The organism is Kitasatospora sp. NPDC056273, from assembly GCF_042268845.1.
In the GTDB taxonomy this organism is placed as follows: domain Bacteria; phylum Actinomycetota; class Actinomycetes; order Streptomycetales; family Streptomycetaceae; genus Kitasatospora.
Window position 1 is genome coordinate 39448 of sequence record NZ_JBHJSJ010000046.1, and the last position, 18089, is coordinate 57536.

The window sequence follows — 18089 nt, forward strand, 5'->3', positions numbered from 1 at the left end:
ACGCTTCGGAACGCTTCGGCATCGGCACGGAACCCGATCGGCACCGGGCGATGTTCGCGACATTTCCCATCAAACAGCGGCATTCGTCCATGCGCAGTTCACACCGGCGCGCGTGGCGGAGCCTCGGCTGCTGCGCCATCCGCCGTCCGAACGGTAGGCTTTCCGTGTGATCTTCAAGCGCATCGGCAATGGGCGGCCGTACCCGGATCACGGCCGGACGAGCACCCGCCAGTGGGCTGACGTCGCCCCGCGCCCGGTGCGACTCGACCAGCTGGTGACCACCAAGGGCCAACTCGACCTCGAAACCCTCCTGGCCGAGGACTCGACGTTCTACGGGGACCTCTTCGCCCACGTGGTGAAGTGGCACGGCGACCTCTACCTGGAGGACGGCCTGCACCGGGCCGTCCGGGCGGCGTTGCAGCAGCGCCAGGTGCTGCACGCCCGCGTCCTCGAAATGGAGTGACGGACCCCCGACCGGGCCGTCGGACCCCCACGGGCTTTCCGGACCGCCCCCTCGCCACCCGGCGGAGGGCGGTCCGCGCGTACCCCGGTACCCCCTTTCGGGTACCGGGGTACGCCAGATGATGATCGTTTAGTACCTTCGAGGCTGTCCGGCACTACGCTGCTGACTACGGCCGCGACCAGGGGATTCCGCCCGCACCGGGGGAAGCCCCCACCCGGCCGATCCGTCATCCCGACCCCGCCCTGGTACGAGGGGGAGACAAACCGTGAGCATGTTGACTCCCCAAGGCCTCAAGGGGAAGCAGTACCGCGTCACCGGCAACACCTACCCGCGCCTGGGCCGGCCTCCGAAGAAGAGCCGCAAGGTGATCGCCGCACTCGCCGGCCTGCTCGCCCTGGCCCTGGTCGCGCTCGGCGGCGTGCAGCTGTACGACATCTTCACCGGCAGGAACAAGAACGCCTCGGCCCAGGCCTGCGCGGACCCGTCCGGCAAGCCGCTGGCCGCCCCGACGCCGGGGGCCGCCCCGGGCACCCCCGCCGCCTCCGGTGCGCCCGCCGCCGCGCAGGGCGACCCGCACGCCGTCCCGCAGGCCTCCGCCGTCACCGTGAACGTCTACAACGCCACCACCAAGGCCGGGCTGGCCGGCCGGACGGCCGAGGAGTTCAAGAAGCGCGGCTTCGTCATCGGCAAGGTCGGCAACGCCCCGGCCGAGCTGGACAAGAAGGTGCCCGGCACCGCCCAGGTGATCGCCGGTCCGGCCGGCGCCGGCGCGGGCACCCTGGTCGGCTCGCAGATCGCCGGGGCCGCCGTCACCGCCGACGCCCGCACCGACACCACCGTGGACTTCGTGATCGGCGACAGCTACAACGCCCTGCTGGACGAGACCCAGGCGGCCGCCGCCCTCGCGCTGGCCACCAAGCCCTCCCCCGCCCCGACCGCCACCGGCAGCTGCTGAGACGGCACCGACCGGACGCGCGGCACCACCGAACACCGAGAGCCCCCGGCAGACGCAGTGCCGGGGGCTCTCGGTGTTCGGTGGTTCGGGAGGGGAGGCTCAGCCGGCCGTGCCGTACAGCCGGTCGCCCGCGTCGCCGAGGCCCGGGACGATGTAGCCGTTCTCGTTGAGCCGCTCGTCCACGGCGGCGGTGACGACGGTGACCGGCAGGCCTGCCAGCTCCCGCTCCATCACCTCGACGCCCTCGGGGGCGGCCAGCAGCACCACGGCGGTGACGTCGGTGGCACCGCGCTCGATCAGCATCCTGATCGCGGCGACCAGGGTGCCGCCGGTGGCCAGCATCGGGTCGAGCACGTAGACCTGGCGGCCGGAGAGGTCGTCCGGCATCCGGGTGGCGTAGGTGGAGGCCTCCAGGGTCTCCTCGTTGCGGACCATGCCGAGGAAACCCACCTCGGCGGTCGGCAGCAGCCGGGTCATCCCGTCCAGCATGCCGAGGCCGGCCCGCAGGATCGGGACCACCAGCGGGCGCGGGTAGCTGAGGCGGGTACCCAGCGTGACCGCCACGGGGGTGGTGATCTCCACCTCGTCGGTGCGGACGTCCCGGGTGGCCTCGTAGGCGAGGAGGGTCACCAGCTCGTCGGTCAGGCGACGGAAGGTCGGCGAGTCGGTGCGCTCGTCGCGCAGGGTGGAGAGCTTGTGGGCGACCAGGGGGTGGTCAACAACGTGGAGACGCATGTATCGAGGTTAGCCCGGTCCTGGACGGGTGTACGACTCGCCGTGCCCACCGGGGCGCCGGTCCGGGTGACGCTCCCGTGACTCGCCGTGACCCGGCGCGGCCGTCCGGACGGAAGTGCCTCCTGTGGTATCAACCGGGCCGTTCTGGGAATGTCACCTCTTATGACGAGCAACCCGAACCCTGGGGACGGCTCGATGGACGAGCCCGTCGACGGGGTGGGCCGGAGCCCGGGCCCGCCGTACGACCACCCCGAGACGGAAGCGGAGCGCCGCAAGCGGCGGGCCGTCTTCCTGCGCGAGCTCACCGAGGCGCGCGAGCTGCGGGAGCGGGTCCAGCCGCGGCGGACCAAGGAGCGGCGGATGCGCGAGGCGATGCGGATGCGGACCTTCCGGATCTGACCGGGCCCGGGGCCGCCCCCGGAACCGCCTCGGGAGGCACCCCCGGGCCACCCTGATGCCGCCCTGGCGCCCGTCCGGCGCGACACCCGGACGGCCCCGGGAAGGGACCCGAACGGCCCCGCCGGGCGTTCGGAGCAAATTTCGACCGGCCTCGGACCGCCCCGGCCCGGCTTCGCCGTCCGCCACCCGGTCCTTCCGACACGACCTGCAAAGACGCGCTGCAGAACACCCCCCGCAAGGGCGGGCTTTCTGTCACGATTCCGATGGGACGGTCCGAACAAGCGGACCGCCTCTGGCGCGGGGGCGGCCAGATTTCCGCGTTGCCCGTGCGCGCCGACAGCCGAGACCGATGATCTTGGGAGTGTCCCTGGTGGCGTACTTCGCTGCAGTGCTTGCTCGCACCGAGGACGGGTGGGATGTGAGCGAGACGGAGCTCGACGACGTCGAAACCCTCGCCGATCTGGCCGACCTGGCCCGCGGATCCGCCCAGGACGACGACAGCGTCCTGATCTTCATCGAACAGGAGGACGCCTGGTTCGCCGTCGTCCGCGTGGACGGCGAGGAGGACCCGCGGATCTTCGTGTCGGACGGCGCCGCGGCCGCCCGCAGCTCCTACGGCTCCGTCCTCACTGACGAGTTGGTCGACCAGGCCGGCGAGAGCGAGTTCGGCGACCTGGACCACCTGCTGGACGAGGCCGAGGAGGCCGAGGAGCAGGACGAGGAGGACGCCGACGCCCGCGGCGGCGTCCCGGTCGGCCCGCTCGGCGACGCCCACCTGCTCACCGAGTTCGGCCTCGCCGCCGACGAGCTGCTGGCGCTCAGCGGCGAGGGCGCGGTCCCGGGCGACGCCCTGGAGGAGATCGCCGAGGCCCTGGGCTGCGGCGAGGTCCTGGAGGCCGTCCGGTAGCGGCGTCGGCCATGCCGGTGTCCACCACCGGATACCCGACACTGGATGCCATGCAGCCCGCATCCACTCCGCTGACCGTCCCGCACGTCCCCCCGCTGCCCGCCCCCGTCCGCCCCGACCCGGTCCGCGACCGCTGGGCGGCGCCGATGCGCCTCGCCATGGCCGAGGCCGCGCTGGCGCCGGCCACCGGGGACGTACCGGTCGGGGCGCTCGTCCTGGACCCGGACGGCGAGGTGATCGGACGCGGCCACAACGAGCGCGAGGCGGTCGGCGACCCGACCGCGCACGCCGAGGTGGTCGCGGTCCGGCAGGCCGCGGAGAAGACCGGGGAGTGGCGGCTGAGCGGCTGCACGCTGGTCGTCACGCTGGAGCCGTGCACCATGTGCGCCGGCGCCATCGTGCTGTCCCGGATCGACCGGGTGGTCTACGGCGCCCTCGACGAGAAGGCCGGCGCGGCCGGCTCGCTCTTCGACGTGATGCGCGACCGCCGGCTCAACCACCGGCCCGAGGTGATCCCGGGCGTCCTCGCCGACGAGTGCGGCGCGCAGCTGCGCGCCTTCTTCGACACCCACCGCTGAGGGCCCGCCGGGCACCGCGGTGATACGGATTTCGTGACTGCGCCACCCCTCCGGTAGAGTTCCTCTCGGTAGCGTGTCCGAGCGGCCAAAGGAGCACGCCTCGAAAGCGTGTGTGGGGGCAACTCCACCGTGGGTTCGAATCCCACCGCTACCGCTCGAGAGCCCGAGGGCCCGTCCGATCCGGACGGGCCCTCGGCGTTTGTATGCCCGCGTCGCGGGAGCCGCGGGGCATCTCCGGAGCGGCCCCGGACATGGGAACGGCTCCGTACCCCGGGCCGATGACCACCGGTGCCCGGTCCGTACGGAGCCTGGAGGGGGAGCGGTTCGGGGGGACTGACCGCTCCCCCGGCGGAGTCCCACAACCGGCGCCGCGTCGGGGGGAAGCCGCGGCGACCGGTCCCACAGCGGGGAGCTCCGGATCCATGCACCGGGGATTCCTGCCAGATCCTCGGTACGTCTTCCATCCTGCCGTCCGGCCCGCGAGCGGGCATCCGGAGAAAGGCCCCACTCGCGGGGACCTTCGTCCCGCCGGCCGAACGCGTCGCACACTTGATAGCCCGTCCGGGTGGATAAGCTGCCCCCTGCAGGCCGCTCGGGGACCGGATGACGGCGGCCCACAGCTGGGAGGAAGAGGTCACCCGATGGCGCAGGCGAAGAAGATCGGCATGGCCCTCCTGCTCATCTTCGTGCTCTACTCGATCATCACCTCACCCTCCCGGTCCGCCGAGCTGGTCCAGCTCGGCTTCGAGGGGATCTCGAACGCGGCCAAGGCCGTCGGCACCTTCATGACCGGTCTGATCAAGTGACGGACGGCCCGCACCCATTCGGGTAGCGGTCGGCCCCCGGGCACCGGCTACGGTGAGCGGGACCCTCTGTCCCCGTCCGCGAGGAGCGGCAATCGTGATCCGCCACCTGGTCCTGTTCAAGCTCAACGAAGGCGTCAGCAAGGACGAAGAGCGCGTGCTCGCCGGCGCCAAGGCCTTCGACGCGCTCGGCTCGGTGATCCCCGAGCTGCGCGAGTGGGAGTGCGGCTGGAACACCACCGAGCGCGACATCGCGTACGACTACGCGATCAACAGCCTGGTCGAGGACCGCGACGCCCTCCAGGCCTACCTGACCCACCCGGACCACCAGGCCGCGGCCGGCCTCTGGCGCGAGTTCGCCACCTGGGTGATCGCCGACATCGAGGTCTGAGCACCCGTCCGGCCCCACCCGTCCGACCCGGACCACCCGAAGCCCGACCCCGGCGCTTCCCCCGGACGGACCGCGGCGCCCCGTCCGGCTTCCGGGCGGGGCGCCTTGCTCCGTCCCGGAACGATCCCCGCGGCGGTTCGCCGGCCGGCCCGGGAAAGGTTGAACGGCCCACCAACACACCTCCATCGGGTGCTTGCCCGACCTGTGCCCACCTTGTGATGCTATGACCGGTTTTGCCGGACATGGCGAGGTCGTGAACCCGCCGTGGCACCCGCTCCGCAGGGCCCGCCGTTGACGACTTTGGGAGGGGTGAGGTGTCCGTGGACGAAGTGCTGGCTGCGATCACCAGCCCGGCCGGCGAGCTCCGACCGGACCGGCTGCGCGGCCCCGGCGGCCGCCCCGCCGTGGACGTCCGGACGCTGACCCGGGTGCTGTTCGAACGGCTCGCCGAGCTGCCCCCGGACGCCCCCGAGCGGGAGCGGGTCCGGGCCGCCCTGATCGAGGTGAACATCCCGCTGGTCCGCTACGCCGCCACCCGCTTCCGCAGCCGCAGCGAGCCGATGGAGGACGTCGTCCAGGTCGGCACCATCGGCCTGATCAACGCGATCGACCGCTTCGACCCCGGCCGCGGCGTCCAGTTCCCCACCTACGCGCTGCCGACCATCCTGGGCGAGATCAAGCGCTACTTCCGGGACAACGTCCGCACCATGCACGTCCCGCGCCGGCTCCAGGAGCTGTGGGTCCAGGTCAGCGGCGCGATGGAGGAGCTGACGGTGCTGCACGGCCGGGTGCCCAAGGTGCCCGAGATCGCCGCCAGCCTGCGGATCCCCGAGGAGGACGTACGGGCCTGCCTGGACGCCGGGCGGGCGTACAACGCGGCGTCCCTGGAGGCGGCACAGGAGCACGAGGGCGGGCTCGCCCTGCTCGACCGGCTCGGCTACGAGGACTCCGCGCTGGCCGAGGTCGAGCACCGGGACATGGTCCGCCACCTGCTGGTCCAGCTCCCCGAGCGGGAGCGGCGGATCGTGATGCTGCGGTTCTTCGCCAACCTGACCCAGTCCCAGATCAGCACCGAGCTGGGGATGTCCCAGATGCACGTGTCCCGGCTGCTCTCCCGGATCCTGACCAGGCTTCGGACCGGCAACTCCTGGGAAGAGTGAGATTGCAGCGAGTTACCCCGGCGTGACATCTTGCGACGTTCGGGTTTGCCGTGGACCGTGTTCCGGTATGCAGGGGGAAGGCCCTCGCCGGGAACCACCGCGCGACGGCCCCCGTTCAACTGACAGTCACAAGGGGGTGGGTGCATGTCCGGAGAGCTGGGCACTGCGGAGATCCACGCTGGCGGCCAGGCCAACGGCACGGCCGTCGTCGAGGACCTGGTCCCGCGGCAGCGGGTCGAACCGGCCCGGCCGCCCGGCCCCGACACGGGACCGGAGACGCCGCCCGGCTCGGTGCTGGACACCCGGACGCTCTCCCGCTCGCTGTTCCTGCGGCTGGCCGCGCTGGACCCGGGCAGCGCCGAGCACACCTACGTCCGCGACACCCTGATCGAGCTCAACCTGCCGCTGGTCCGGTACGCCTCGGCGCGCTTCCGCAGCCGCAACGAGCCGATGGAGGACATCGTCCAGGTCGGCACGATCGGCCTGATCAAGGCGATCGACCGGTTCGACCCGGAGCGCGGGGTGGAGTTCCCCACCTTCGCGATGCCCACCGTGGTCGGCGAGATCAAGCGCTTCTTCCGGGACACCAGCTGGTCGGTCCGCGTTCCGCGCCGGCTCCAGGAGCTGCGGCTGGCGCTCACCAAGGCCGGCGACGAGCTCTCCCAGCGGCTGGACCGCTCCCCCACCGTCGCCGAGCTGGCGGCCTGCCTGGGGGTCAGCGAGGAGGACGTGGTCGAGGGCCTCGCGGTCGGCAACGCGTACACCGCCAGCTCGCTCGACTCCAGCACCGGCGAGGAGGACAGCGACGGCCCGCTGGCCGACCGGCTCGGCTACGAGGACCTGGCGCTGGAGGGCGTCGAGTACCGGGAGTCGCTCAAGCCGCTGCTGGCCAAGCTGCCGCCGCGCGAGCGCCGGATCATCATGCTGCGGTTCTTCGGCAACCTCACCCAGTCGCAGATCGGCGAGGAGATCGGGATCTCCCAGATGCACGTCTCGCGGCTGCTCACCCGGACGCTCACCCAGCTGCGCGAGGGGCTGATCAACGAGGGCTGAGCCGACCGCCGGGAGCCGGGCCGCCCCGCTCGGCTCCCGGGTCGTCCAGCAGGTTGGCGCGCAGCCCGGCCAGCACCTCCCCGTCCAGTCCGAGTCCGTCCCGCCAGTAGGCGTCGAAGCCGCCCCAGCCGGCCGCGACCTCGGCGAAGGCCGCGTCCAGGTAGCCGCCGTCGGCGTGGAAGACCGGCAGGAGCAGCTCGGGCTCGCGCATCAGGCCGCGGGCCCCGAAGTCGTCCAGCACCCGCCGTACGACCGGGGCGGAGCGCTCGTTGGTGAGCAGGTAGTCGGCCAGGACGGTCTCCCGGTCCACCCCCAGGGCGGTCAGCAGGAGGGCCGCGGCCCAGCCGGTGCGGTCCTTGCCCGCCGAGCAGTGGAACAGCAGCGGCGGCCCCTGAGGGTCCGCCAGCAGCCGTAGCAGGGCGGCGAATCGCTCGCGCGCCACCCGGTCCGTGACGAACCACCGGTAGAGGCCGGCCATCCGGGCGGCCGCCCGGCCGTCGCCGAGCAGCGCCCGCTGGCGCTCCGGGTCATGGTCCGCCAGCGCGTCGCGGACCAGCAGGACGATGTCGAAGTCCGGTGCCAGCAGCGGGAGATGGTGGAGCGTCACACCGCCGGGCAGGTGGTCCAGACCGGTCTCGCGGACTTCGGCCATGCTCCGCAGGTCCACCACGCTGTGCAGGCCGAGCGCGCCGAGCGGGCCGAGGTCCTCGGCGGTGACACGGTTCAGGCCATCGCTGCGCAGTGCCACCCCGGGCCGGAGAATCCGCCCGTCAGCCGTCCGGTACCCGCCCAGATCACGGGCATTCAGCGCACCGCGCAAACCGAGACTGCGTCCGACCAGCGGCGTTCCGCCCGCCTCCGGTGACGCATTCCGTACGCTCGGGAATCCCCCGGACTCGGTATGCTGATCGACCATGTGAGCACCTCCATTGCATATTCGGACTGTCACATGGCACAGCCGTGCCCGATATTGCATGAACCTGCCCAACTGGGCGGCGAGATGTGCAAGAGTGTCATGCGCAACGACGACAGTGTAGGTGTCCCGCCCGCCCCACTGGGCCGCACCGTCGGTAACCACGTGTAGCAGTCAGCTTCCGGTTTTTCATTTTCAATTCACTATTTGCGCCGCCGGTCCGGTTCCGGTCACAATCAGCGCCTTCATGGCTTCGCCATGAACGTTGGTAACAGGTTCGCTGCACTCTCGCCCAATTGGTCCCTCGCACCACCGTCCCTCGACCAGGATGGGCCCGGGCAGCCTGCTGCCCGCGAACAGCTACACGGGCAGGCGAGCGCCGAGCAGCGTGACGCCTGCACCAAGGGGAGGATCACCATGGGTCGAGCGACCCGAAGAGTCGCCGCGTGCGCGGCGGCAGTCCTGCTGGCCAGCGGCTTGCAGACCACCCTGGCCCACGCCGACGCGGCGCCGCCCAGGATCGACCTCACCGTCCTGGTCGTCGACGACGGCGGCCCGTCCGTCGCTGCCATCACCGCCGAGTTGAAGAGCCAGGGCACGCCCTACAAGGTCATCAGCCTCAATGACCCCAACCGCCCCGTCATCAACTCCGCTTTCCTGAGCGACACGCTGAACGGCCAGCCCCGCGGGAAGTTCCAGGGCATCGTGCTGCCCAACGAAAACCCCTTCCCCAACAGTGCCACCGAGATGACGGCGATCGCGACCTACGAAGCCGCATTCAACGTCCGCCAGATCGACGCGTACACGTGGGCCAACCCGGCGGTGGGGCTGAACTACGCCCAGAATCCCGGATTCGTGGGCACTCTCGACGGATTCCAGGGCGCCACCACCGCGGCCGGAACTTCGGGCCCGTTCGGGTACCTCAAGGGCAGCGTCCCGTTCGAGGACAACGACCCGAACGTCGGCGAGAGCTACGGCTACCTGGCCACTCCGCTCGCCAGCCTGCCGGCCGGCGCCTCGTTCGTCCCGCTGGTCGACGCGCCGATACCCAACACGGCCAGCCGCGGTTCGCTGGTCGGCGAGTACACCCACGACGGCCGCAAGGAACTGGTCGTCACGTTCGTCTACAACCAGTACCAGCAGCAGTACCGGCTGCTGGCCCGCGGCATGGTCGACTGGCTCACCCAGGGCGTCCACCTCGGCTACGACCGCAACTACTTCGCCACCCACGTGGACGACGTCTTCCTGGCCGACGACCGCTGGGACACCGTGCTCAAGTGCACCCCCGGCGACGTCACCTGCCCGCCCGGCACCCCGGACACCGCCAACCCGATCCGGATGACCGTCGACGACGCCAACCACCTCAAGCAGTGGCAGGCCGCCAACAACTTCACCCTGGACATGGTGTTCAACGGTGGCGGCAGCGAGGACTGGAAGGCCGACCACCAGACCACGGTGGACCCCACGGCGAACCAGATGATCGCCGACCAGAGCAACTACCGGTGGGTCAACCACACCTACACCCACCCGTACCTGGGCTGCGAGCAGAACGTCACCGTGGTGCCGTGGGTCTGCGCCAAGAACACCGCGGGCGCCACCGTCTGGGTCGACCAGAACACCATCTCCTCCCAGATCAAGACCAACGCCGACTGGGCCACCGCGAACGGTCTGGGCTTCGACCCGCAGTCCCTGGTCACCGGCGAGCACTCCGGCCTGCTGACCGCCCCGCAGGAGACCAGCGACAACCCGAACCTGGCGCCGGCGCTGGCCGCCAACGGCATCAAGTTCACCGCCAGCGACGCCTCCCGCGAGACCGGCCAGCGGCCCGTCGGCTCGGCCCTGACCGTGCCGCGGTACCCGATGAACGTCTTCTACAACGCCGGTACGGCGAAGGAGGAGGCCGACGAGTACAACTGGATCTACACCAGCAAGGCCAACGGCGGCAGCGGCGTCTGCGAGAACAACGCCAACTCCACCTGCCTGCCCCAGCCGCTGGACACCACCACCGGCTACCAGTCGTACATCGTGCCGCTGGAGGCCCGGATCGACCTCGGCCACGTGCTGAGCAACGACCCGCGGCCGCACTTCGTGCACCAGTCGAACCTGTCCGAGGACCGCATCCTGTACCCGGTGCTGGAGAAGATCCTCGGCACCTACCGCTCGCTGCACGCGGACAGCGCCCCGATCGTGAACCTGAGCCAGCGCGAGATCGGCCAGGAGTTCCAGCGCCGCGCGGCCTGGAACAGCGCCCTCGCCTCCGGCCAGGTCACCGCCTACCGGGTCGGCAGCACCGTCACCGTCAACGCGCCGTCCGGCGTTCAGGTCCAGGCCACCATGCCGACCGGAACCGCTCAGAAGCTGGCCATCGGAACGGGCGGGTTCGGTTCGTCCTACGCCGGTACCCTCTCGGGTTGGGTGTCCCCGGGCGCGCTGCAGAGCAGCGTCACCCTGCAGCTGCCGTCCGCGCCGGCCGCCCCGGCCCCCGTCGCGCCGGGCGTCGCGGCCAAGTCCGTCCCGGCCCCGGCGCCGGCGGACAAGAAGGTCGTGCCGCAGGGTGTCGCCACCCCGGTCCCGGTGGGGCCGAGCGACACCACCCGCAAGCCCGCTCCGTCCCTGGTCCCGGGTAGCGGAACCCCGGTGCCCGGCAAGGATGTCCTCGCTGGCACCATCGGTCAGGGCGGCAACGGCCACGACGACAAGGCTGCGACGAAGAACGGCAAGGCCTCTGGGGGGACGGCCACGCCGAGCAGCACCACCGGACGCTCCGGCAACCGGTAACCGGTAACCAGCACCACCCGCCACGGCTCCCGTTCCGGTCATCCAGGCCGGAACCTACGCAAGAACAGGAGGGGGGACAGGAATGCGCGTCACCCTGCTCACCGAGGGGACGTATCCGCACCAGCACGGCGGCGTGAGCGTCTGGTGCGACCAGCTCGTTCAGGGCATGCCGGACGTCGAGTTCGACGTCATCGCCGTCACCGGAACCGGCCACGAGCCACTGGCCTGGGAACTGCCCGCCAACGTACGGTCGGTCACCACCGCGCCGCTGTGGGGGCCCGCCTCGGAGGGCCGAGCGCCCCGCGGCAAGGAGATGCGGCGCTTCCTCAACGCGTACGAGCGCTTCCTGCACTCCATCCTCGACCCGGTCTACACCACCCACTTCGGCACCGAGCTGTACAACTTCGCCGACCTCGCCCGGCACGGGCTGCTCAGCCCGGCGCTGCGCAGCGAGCGCGCGCTGCGCACCCTCCAGCAGGTCTGGACCCGCGACTACCTGCCGACCGCCGTCTCCCGGCCCACCCTGCACGACGCCCTGAACGCCACCGACCTGCTGGAGCACGCCCTGCGGCCGCTCTCGGTCGAGCCGCCCAAGGACGGCGTCGCGCACGCGGCCAGCGGTGGCCTCGCCACCCTGCCGGGGCTGATCGCCGCCCAGCAGTACGGCGTACCGTTTCTACTCACCGAGCACGGCATCTACCTGCGCGAGCGCTACCTCGGCTACCGCACCGGCCCCTACCGCTGGCCGGTCAAGGCGCTGCTGCTCGGCTTCTACCGGATGCTCGCCGAGGAGAGCTACCGGCAGGCCGCCCTGGTCACCCCCGGCAACCGGTACAACCGGCGCTGGGAGGAGCGCGGCGGCACGCCGTCCTCGCACATCCGCACCGTCTACAACGGGGTGGACCCGGCGGCCTTCCCGCCGGCCGGCCCCGAGCCCGAGACGCCGACCCTCAGCTGGGCCGGCCGGGTCGACCCGATCAAGGACCTGGAGACGCTGATCCGGGCCTTCGCCATCGTCCAGCGGGAGATCCCCGAGGCGCGGCTGCGGCTCTTCGGCGGCACCCCCAAGGGCGGCGAGGCGTACCGGGACGGCTGCATAGCCCTGGCCGCCGAGCTCGGCATAGCCGACTCGGTGGCCTTCGAGGGCCGCGTCGCCGACATCACCGACGCGTACGCGGCGGGCAACGTGGTCATGCTCTCCAGCATCAGCGAGGGCTTCCCGTTCACCCTGATCGAGGCGATGTCCTGCGGCCGCGCGACCGTCTCGACCGACGTCGGCGGCGTGCGCGAGGCCGTCGGCGACACCGGACTGGTCGTCCCGCCGCGCGAACCCGAACCGATGGCGGCCGCCGCGATCGAGCTGCTGCGCGACGCCGAACGGCGCGCCCGGCTCGGCGAGGGCGCCCGGCTGCGGGTGATCGAGCAGTTCACCCTCCGCCAGAACATCGACGGCTTCCGCGGCATCTACACCGAGCTCCTGGGCACCGCCCGCTGGATGCCCGGCGGCATGGTCGCCGTCACCGACCAGGTCCCCAGCCCCGACTGGGACCAGCAGCTGGCCGCCGCCCGCCCCGAGCCGAGCGAGGTCGGCGCGTGAACGGGCACGGCGACAGAACCATCGAGAGGCGCGTGTCCCGCTCAGCGGCCGCCGAGCACAGCGAGGTGGACGCGTGAACGAGCGCAGCGAGCGAACCATCGAAAGGCGCGTGTTCCGCTCAGCGGCCGCCGAGCACAGCGAGGTGGACGCATGAGCGGTCCGTTGCGACTGATTCCGGGCGAGGCCGGCCCCGACCAGACCGTGCAGCTGCGCGCCCTGCCGCTCAAGCGCCGCCGTCCCGCCCCGTCGGAGCAGGAGCCGGAGCCGGAGCCGGAGCCGGAGGACTCGCTCTACCTCCCCGCGGACCCGCTGGACGAGCTCGCCGAGCGCCTGCGCGACGTCTGCGCCGACGCCGTCCACCCGTACGAGATCGCGGCCTTCCTGGAGTCCGACGGCCTGTCGGACGAGCAGGCCGCCCTGCTGTACGGCCGCCCCGACGCGTTCACCGTCGCCGAGGAACTGTTCGAGAAGGTCGAGCGCCGCTACCCCGGCCCGAGCTCCGAGTTCGCCAACCCCTGGCGGGCCGACCCCTGGCGCTGCGTGGTGCGCGGCCTGGTGTTCGCCCTGCCGGGGCTCGGCTACCTGCTCGGCGCCAACCTGTTCGCGACCACCCGGATGCGCTTCGGCCTGCCCTCGGGCATGCTCGCGCTGTCCGTCGCCACGCTGGTCAGCTGGGGCTTCAACCAGGCGCTGGCGCACCGCTCCTACCGCTGGCTGGGCCGGCTGCGCCGCCGTGAGGCCGCGGTCTGCCTGGCCATCGGCGCCCCGGTCGGCGCGCTGGTCGCGGCGGCCGCCGCGTACGTGGTCGGCGGGCCGCTGGGCGCGCTGTGCTTCGCCGCCGGGCAGTCCTGCTACCTGGGCGCGGCGACCGTGCTGCTGGTGCTCGGGCGAGAGAAGTTCCTGCTGCTGGCGCTGGCCCCGGCCTCGGTCGGCGCGGGCGTGGTGCTGGCGGCGGACGTCCCGCAGCCGGTCCGTACGGTCGTGCTGCTCGTCTCGCTGGTGCTGGCGGTCGGACTGGCCGTCCGGGAGCTGCTGGTCTGCATCCGCGGCGGCGAACGCGAGTCCGTCGAGCTGAGACTGCCGGTCCGCCAGGAGGTCCCGCACCTGCTGTTCGGCCTGGCCTGCGGCGCGCTCACGCTGATCGCCGGCCTCGGCGGGACGATCCACCAGGCCGTGCAGTCCGGCGGCCTCCCCGCGCAGGCCACGTCGACCACCCCGACCGGACCGGCCATGATCGCGCTGACGCTCAGCCTGGGCCTCGCCGAGTGGCTGCTCTTCCGCTACCGGGCGATGGCGGTGGCCGCCCTGCGCACCAGCCACACCAGCGGCCAGTTCACCCGCCGCACCGGCGGGATCCTGCTCGGCTGCCTGTTCATCTACCTCACCACCGTGGCCGCGCTGGACGCCGCCGCGACCGTGCTGTGGCCCGGCGCCCCCGCGCTCGGCGTGCCGCAGCTCGGCGCGATGCTGCTCCTCGGCGGCTCGCTCTGGCTGGCGCTGCTGCTGAACGCCTTCGGGTTCAGCTGGAGCACCGCCCTCGTCTGTCTGGCCGCCGCGGTCGCCGAGAGCGCCGGGCTGCTGGCGGGTGCGGACCCGATCGTCCTGCAGCTGATCGGCTGCGGGACGGCCGCCTTCGTCCTCACCGCACTGGCCGGGCCCGCGCTCGGCCGCACCACCCAGCACCGCTGAAAACGCACCACCCAGCACCGCTGAACACATCGAATATCCCGCACGCCTCCTTCGCGTGCACCGCCGTACCCGTTCCACCTGAGACACCCACCGGGCCAACGGCGGCCGGCCACCCCAGTGCGTCCGGCCGCCCCGGCAGATCGAGAAAGCGACATCCGCATGAGCAGCGTTGCGGTTACCGGAGCCGAGGGCTTCATCGGCTCCCACCTCGTCGAGACCCTGGTCGCCGACGGGCACCACGTCCGCGCGATGGTCCAGTACAACTCGTTCTCGTCCTTCGGCTGGCTGGAGACCCTGTCCGAGGAGGTGCTGGACTCGGTCGAGATCGTCCTCGGCGACGTCCGGGACCCGGGCTCGGTCAACGGCCTGGTCAAGGGCACCGAGGCGGTCTACCACCTGGCCGCCCTGATCGCGATCCCGTACTCCTACCGCGCCCCCCACTCGTACGTGGACACCAACGTCACCGGCACCCTGAACGTGCTGGAGGCGGTGCGCCACCAGGAGATCCCCCGCCTGGTGCACACCTCCACCAGCGAGACCTACGGCACCGCGCAGACCGTGCCGATCACCGAGGACCACCCGATCAACACCCAGTCCCCGTACGCCGCCTCCAAGGCCGGCGGGGACCGGCTGGCCGACAGCTACCACGCCAGCTTCGAGACCCCGGTCGTCACCCTGCGCCCGTTCAACACCTTCGGCCCGCGCCAGTCGATGCGCGCCGTCATCCCGACCGTGATCGCCCAGGTCGCGGCCGGCCAGACCGAGATCACCCTCGGCGACCTGCGCCCGACCCGCGACTTCACGTTCGTCAAGGACACCGCCAACGCCTTCCGCACGGTGGGCACCGCGCCCGCCGACACGGTGGTCGGCCGGACCTTCAACGCCGGCACCGGCGGCGAGATCTCGGTCGGCGACCTGGTCACCCTGGTCGGCAAGCTGATGGGCGTGGACCTGGTGGTGAAGGAGGACGAGCAGCGCATCCGTCCGACCAACTCCGAGGTCATGCGCCTGGTCGCGGACGCGACCCGGCTGCGCGAGGCCACCGGCTGGGCCCCGAACTTCAGCCTGGAGCAGGGCCTGGAGCAGACCATCGAGTTCTTCCGCGACCCGGCCAACCTGGCCCGCTACAAGACCGACATCTACAACGTCTGACCCGCCCCGACCGATCTTGCTCGTCCTGGTAACCAAGGTTCGTGTCCTGCACATCCTTTCCGTGGGGGAAACACCATGCACGCAGTGATCCTGGCCGGCGGTAAGGGCGTCCGTCTCCGCCCGTACACCACCGCGCTTCCCAAGCCGCTCGTCCCGATCGGCGACCAGCACGCGATCCTGGAGATCGTGATGCGCCAGCTCGCCGCCGCGGGCTTCCAGAGCGTCACCCTGGCCATCGGCCACCTCGGCCACATCATCCGCGCCTACGTCGGCAACGGCTCGCAGTGGGGCCTGCGGGTCGGCTACGCCGTCGAGGACAGCCCGCTCGGCACCATGGGCCCGCTGCTCACCATGCAGGAGCGCCTGCCCGAGCACTTCCTGGTGATGAACGGCGACATCCTGACCGACCTGGACTTCGCCGGGGTGCTCAAGCACCACGAGGCGTCCGGCGCCCCGCTGACCATCGCCACCTACGCCCGCCAGGTCAAGATCGACTTCGGCGTGCTGACCTCCGAAGAGGGCACCATCACCGGCTTCCAGGAGAAGCCCAGCATCGACTACCGCGTCTCGATGGGCGTGTACGGCGTCTCCCGCTCGGCGCTGGCCAAGTACACCCCCGGCCTGCCGCTGGGCTTCGACGAGCTGGTGCTCGACCTGCTGGCCGCCGAGACCCCGCCCGCCGCGTACGAGTTCGGCGGCTACTGGCTGGACATCGGCCGGCCCGACGACTACGACCGGGCCAACGCCGAGTTCTCCACCATCCGTCCGGTCCTGATGCCCTTCGAGTCGAGCGGCATCACACCGGGTGTCGCGGAGCTGCCGATCCCGGCCGCCCGCACCGCCCCGGACGACGCGACCACCGAGCCCGCCACCGCGGGCGTCGAGAGCGACGGACGGGCCGCGTGAGAATTCTGCTCCTCGGCGGCGACGGCTTCCTCGGCCGTCACGCCACCGCCGTCCTGCGGTCAGTGCCCGGTGCCACCGTGCTGACCGCGGGCCGGCGGCCCGCCCACGACCTCCGGCTGGACCTGGCCACCGCCCAGGCCGGCCCGCTCGGCGAGGAACTGTCCGCGCTGGCCCCCGACGCGGTGGTCAACTTCGCCGGCGCGGTGGCCGGCAGCGCGGTCAAGCTCGCCGAGGTGAACGCCCGCGGCCCGGCGGTGCTCTGCGAGGCGCTCTCCCTCGGCGCCCCGAAGGCCCGCCTGGTGCACATCGGTTCGGCCGGCGAGTACGGCGTCTGCGCGCGGGGCGAGTCCCTCGCCGAGGACGCCGACGCCCGCCCGGTCGGCGTGTACGGCGCGACCAAGCTGGCCGGCTCCCTCGCGGTAGCCGGCTCGCCGCTGGACGCCGTGGTGCTGCGGGTGTTCAACCCGGTCGGCCCCGGCGCCCCGGCGGGCTCGCTGCCCGGGCGGCTGGCCGCCGAGCTGCGCCGGGTGGCGCCCGAGGGCGCCGACGGCGTGATCACGGTCGGCGACCTCTCCGCCTACCGCGACTTCGTCGACGCCCGGGACGTGGCGAAGGCGGTCGGCCTGGCCGTCACCGCCGACCGTCCGCTCCCCCGGGTGCTCAACCTGGCCTCCGGGCACGCCCGGCAGGTCCGGGCGATCGCGGACGGGCTGGTCACCGCGGCCGGCTTCACCGGCCGGATCGACGAGAGCGGGGCGGGCTCCGAGCGCTCGGCCGCGGTCTCCTGGCAGCAGGCCGACGTGTCGGCCGCCGACCGGGAGCTCGGCTGGCGGCCGGAGACGGACCTCGCCGACACCCTGCGCGACCTGTGGCTCGGCACCGCCGGGCCCACGCCCGACCCGGTGGTCGCATGACCGCCGGGCACACCCCCGACGGCCGCCTGCTGGTGCCGCTGTACGTCCACCCCGCGGTGGACCCGGCGGCCTGGCAGGCGGTCGCCGCCGCCGACCCCGCCCGGATCGCCGCCGTCGTGCTCAACCTCGCCGACGGTCCGGGCGAGTTCCCGGACCACGTCTTCGCCGAGGCCGCCGACGAACTCCGCGCCGCCGGACTGCCGTTGGTCGGCTACACCGACACCGACTACGGCCGCCGGCCGCACGCGGCCGTGGTGGCCGACATCCTGACGTACCGTCAGCGCCACGGCATCACCGGCGTCTACCTCGACCAGGTCTCCACCCACCCGGGTGCGCTCGCGCACTACCGGCGGCTGGCCACGGCCGCCCGCGCGGCCGGCTGCGGCACCGTGGTGTTCGGCCACGGCGAGCACCCGGACCCGGGCTACGCCGAAGTCGGCCTGGCCGACCTGCTGGTGACCTTCGAGGGCGACTGGGACGCCTACCGCGCCATGACGCTGCCGCTGTGGACCGGCCGGCACGCGGCCTCCCGCTTCTGCCACCTGGTCTACGACGTCCCTTCCGAGCACGCCCAGGACGCCGCCGCCCTGATCGCCGCCCGGCGAGCCGGCGTCGGCTGCGCCGTACCGGGGGCCGGGGAGAACCCCTGGCGCACCCTGCCGTACGGCCTGAACGCCGCCGAACTGACCTGACCCG

At 72.2% G+C, this 18089-nt stretch carries 17 protein-coding genes, 1 tRNA gene and 1 pseudogene; 17 read left to right on the forward strand and 2 right to left on the reverse strand.

Annotation, left to right across the window (positions count from 1 at the left end):
• Positions 1 to 166: 166 nt before the first annotated feature.
• On the forward strand, positions 167 to 463 hold the full coding sequence (locus ACFCY1_RS31055; protein ID WP_030061387.1) for a type II toxin-antitoxin system VapB family antitoxin: 297 nt from the start codon (positions 167 to 169) through the stop codon (positions 461 to 463).
• A 271-nt stretch (positions 464 to 734) separates the two neighbouring features.
• Entirely contained in the window at positions 735 to 1418 is a 684-nt protein-coding gene (locus ACFCY1_RS31060) for a LytR C-terminal domain-containing protein (RefSeq protein ID WP_049650160.1), read from the forward strand.
• Between the two features lie 99 nt (positions 1419 to 1517).
• Here the strand turns inward: ACFCY1_RS31060 and upp are convergent, their stop codons facing one another.
• Entirely contained in the window at positions 1518 to 2153 is a 636-nt protein-coding gene (gene upp, locus ACFCY1_RS31065) for a uracil phosphoribosyltransferase (RefSeq protein ID WP_049650159.1), read from the reverse strand.
• Between the two features lie 195 nt (positions 2154 to 2348).
• Here upp and ACFCY1_RS31070 point away from each other — a divergent pair, with 195 nt between their 5' ends.
• The 8 genes from ACFCY1_RS31070 to ACFCY1_RS31105 all read left to right on the forward strand — a co-directional run bounded on the left by ACFCY1_RS31070 (position 2349) and on the right by ACFCY1_RS31105 (position 7444).
• Positions 2349 to 2552, forward strand: a complete 204-nt coding sequence (locus tag ACFCY1_RS31070; RefSeq protein ID WP_049650158.1) for a hypothetical protein — start codon at positions 2349 to 2351, stop codon at positions 2550 to 2552.
• Between the two features lie 349 nt (positions 2553 to 2901).
• A complete protein-coding gene (locus tag ACFCY1_RS31075; RefSeq protein WP_049650157.1) occupies positions 2902 to 3459 on the forward strand; it encodes a tRNA adenosine deaminase-associated protein in 558 nt (185 codons plus the stop codon).
• A gap of 50 nt (positions 3460 to 3509) precedes the next feature.
• Positions 3510 to 4037 (forward strand): tRNA adenosine(34) deaminase TadA, encoded by a 528-nt coding sequence (gene tadA / locus ACFCY1_RS31080; RefSeq protein WP_082345357.1) that lies wholly within the window; start codon positions 3510 to 3512, stop codon positions 4035 to 4037.
• 67 nt (positions 4038 to 4104) lie between these two features.
• A tRNA-Ser gene (locus ACFCY1_RS31085) sits at positions 4105 to 4191 on the forward strand.
• Positions 4192 to 4678: 487 nt separating this feature from the next.
• Positions 4679 to 4843 carry a hypothetical protein gene (locus tag ACFCY1_RS31090; RefSeq protein ID WP_181970620.1) on the forward strand — a complete coding sequence of 55 codons (165 nt, stop codon included), beginning with the start codon at positions 4679 to 4681 and terminating at the stop codon, positions 4841 to 4843.
• A 94-nt stretch (positions 4844 to 4937) separates the two neighbouring features.
• The gene (locus tag ACFCY1_RS31095; RefSeq protein ID WP_375876737.1) at positions 4938 to 5231 is read left to right on the forward strand and encodes a Dabb family protein; all 294 of its coding nucleotides are present in this window, start codon (positions 4938 to 4940) and stop codon (positions 5229 to 5231) included.
• Between the two features lie 314 nt (positions 5232 to 5545).
• Positions 5546 to 6391 (forward strand): RNA polymerase sigma factor SigF, encoded by an 846-nt coding sequence (locus tag ACFCY1_RS31100; protein WP_375876738.1) that lies wholly within the window; start codon positions 5546 to 5548, stop codon positions 6389 to 6391.
• Positions 6392 to 6535: 144 nt separating this feature from the next.
• Positions 6536 to 7444: an RNA polymerase sigma factor SigF gene (locus ACFCY1_RS31105; RefSeq protein WP_049650154.1), complete on the forward strand. Its 909-nt coding sequence runs from the start codon at positions 6536 to 6538 to the stop codon at positions 7442 to 7444.
• Here ACFCY1_RS31105 and ACFCY1_RS31110 read toward each other — a convergent pair.
• On the reverse strand, positions 7431 to 8420 hold the full coding sequence (locus tag ACFCY1_RS31110; RefSeq protein WP_375876745.1) for a tyrosine-protein phosphatase: 990 nt from the start codon (positions 8418 to 8420) through the stop codon (positions 7431 to 7433). The two genes, ACFCY1_RS31105 and ACFCY1_RS31110, sit on opposite strands and share 14 nt — an antisense overlap.
• Before the next feature lie 354 nt (positions 8421 to 8774).
• Between ACFCY1_RS31110 and ACFCY1_RS31115 the strand changes: the two genes are divergently transcribed.
• From ACFCY1_RS31115 to ACFCY1_RS31145, 7 genes and pseudogenes are all read left to right on the forward strand, one after another.
• A complete protein-coding gene (locus tag ACFCY1_RS31115; RefSeq protein WP_375876739.1) occupies positions 8775 to 11135 on the forward strand; it encodes a hypothetical protein in 2361 nt (786 codons plus the stop codon).
• Between the two features lie 82 nt (positions 11136 to 11217).
• Complete coding sequence (gene pelF / locus ACFCY1_RS31120) at positions 11218 to 12732, forward strand: GT4 family glycosyltransferase PelF (RefSeq protein ID WP_049650152.1); 1515 nt, start codon at positions 11218 to 11220, stop codon at positions 12730 to 12732.
• A gap of 150 nt (positions 12733 to 12882) precedes the next feature.
• Positions 12883 to 14421 (forward strand): hypothetical protein, encoded by a 1539-nt coding sequence (locus tag ACFCY1_RS31125; protein ID WP_375876740.1) that lies wholly within the window; start codon positions 12883 to 12885, stop codon positions 14419 to 14421.
• A 159-nt stretch (positions 14422 to 14580) separates the two neighbouring features.
• Complete coding sequence (locus ACFCY1_RS31130; RefSeq protein WP_117488606.1) at positions 14581 to 15573, forward strand: SDR family NAD(P)-dependent oxidoreductase; 993 nt, start codon at positions 14581 to 14583, stop codon at positions 15571 to 15573.
• 75 nt (positions 15574 to 15648) lie between these two features.
• Positions 15649 to 16350, forward strand: a pseudogene (locus ACFCY1_RS31135) (NDP-sugar synthase); the annotation flags it as partial.
• A gap of 125 nt (positions 16351 to 16475) precedes the next feature.
• Positions 16476 to 17393, forward strand: coding sequence for an NAD(P)-dependent oxidoreductase (locus tag ACFCY1_RS31140; protein ID WP_074001826.1), 918 nt, complete (start codon positions 16476 to 16478; stop codon positions 17391 to 17393).
• The gene (locus tag ACFCY1_RS31145; RefSeq protein ID WP_074001827.1) at positions 17390 to 18085 is read left to right on the forward strand and encodes a spherulation-specific family 4 protein; all 696 of its coding nucleotides are present in this window, start codon (positions 17390 to 17392) and stop codon (positions 18083 to 18085) included. Before ACFCY1_RS31140 ends, ACFCY1_RS31145 begins: the two co-directional genes overlap by 4 nt.
• Positions 18086 to 18089: the final 4 nt, after the last annotated feature.

What these genes read in the sequence shown, in the direction of transcription:
- ACFCY1_RS31060 (WP_049650160.1), top strand. Translation starts at nt 735, where the DNA reads ATGTTGACTCCCCAAGGCCTCAAGGGGAAGCAGTACCGCGTCACCGGC.
- upp (WP_049650159.1), bottom strand. Translation starts at nt 2,153, where the DNA reads ATGCGTCTCCACGTTGTTGACCACCCCCTGGTCGCCCACAAGCTCTCC.
- ACFCY1_RS31070 (WP_049650158.1), top strand. Translation starts at nt 2,349, where the DNA reads ATGGACGAGCCCGTCGACGGGGTGGGCCGGAGCCCGGGCCCGCCGTAC.
- ACFCY1_RS31075 (WP_049650157.1), top strand. Translation starts at nt 2,902, where the DNA reads ATGATCTTGGGAGTGTCCCTGGTGGCGTACTTCGCTGCAGTGCTTGCT.
- tadA (WP_082345357.1), top strand. Translation starts at nt 3,510, where the DNA reads ATGCAGCCCGCATCCACTCCGCTGACCGTCCCGCACGTCCCCCCGCTG.
- ACFCY1_RS31090 (WP_181970620.1), top strand. Translation starts at nt 4,679, where the DNA reads ATGGCGCAGGCGAAGAAGATCGGCATGGCCCTCCTGCTCATCTTCGTG.
- ACFCY1_RS31105 (WP_049650154.1), top strand. Translation starts at nt 6,536, where the DNA reads ATGTCCGGAGAGCTGGGCACTGCGGAGATCCACGCTGGCGGCCAGGCC.
- ACFCY1_RS31110 (WP_375876745.1), bottom strand. Translation starts at nt 8,420, where the DNA reads ATGCAATATCGGGCACGGCTGTGCCATGTGACAGTCCGAATATGCAAT.
- ACFCY1_RS31115 (WP_375876739.1), top strand. Translation starts at nt 8,775, where the DNA reads ATGGGTCGAGCGACCCGAAGAGTCGCCGCGTGCGCGGCGGCAGTCCTG.
- pelF (WP_049650152.1), top strand. Translation starts at nt 11,218, where the DNA reads ATGCGCGTCACCCTGCTCACCGAGGGGACGTATCCGCACCAGCACGGC.
- ACFCY1_RS31125 (WP_375876740.1), top strand. Translation starts at nt 12,883, where the DNA reads ATGAGCGGTCCGTTGCGACTGATTCCGGGCGAGGCCGGCCCCGACCAG.
- ACFCY1_RS31130 (WP_117488606.1), top strand. Translation starts at nt 14,581, where the DNA reads ATGAGCAGCGTTGCGGTTACCGGAGCCGAGGGCTTCATCGGCTCCCAC.
- ACFCY1_RS31145 (WP_074001827.1), top strand. Translation starts at nt 17,390, where the DNA reads ATGACCGCCGGGCACACCCCCGACGGCCGCCTGCTGGTGCCGCTGTAC.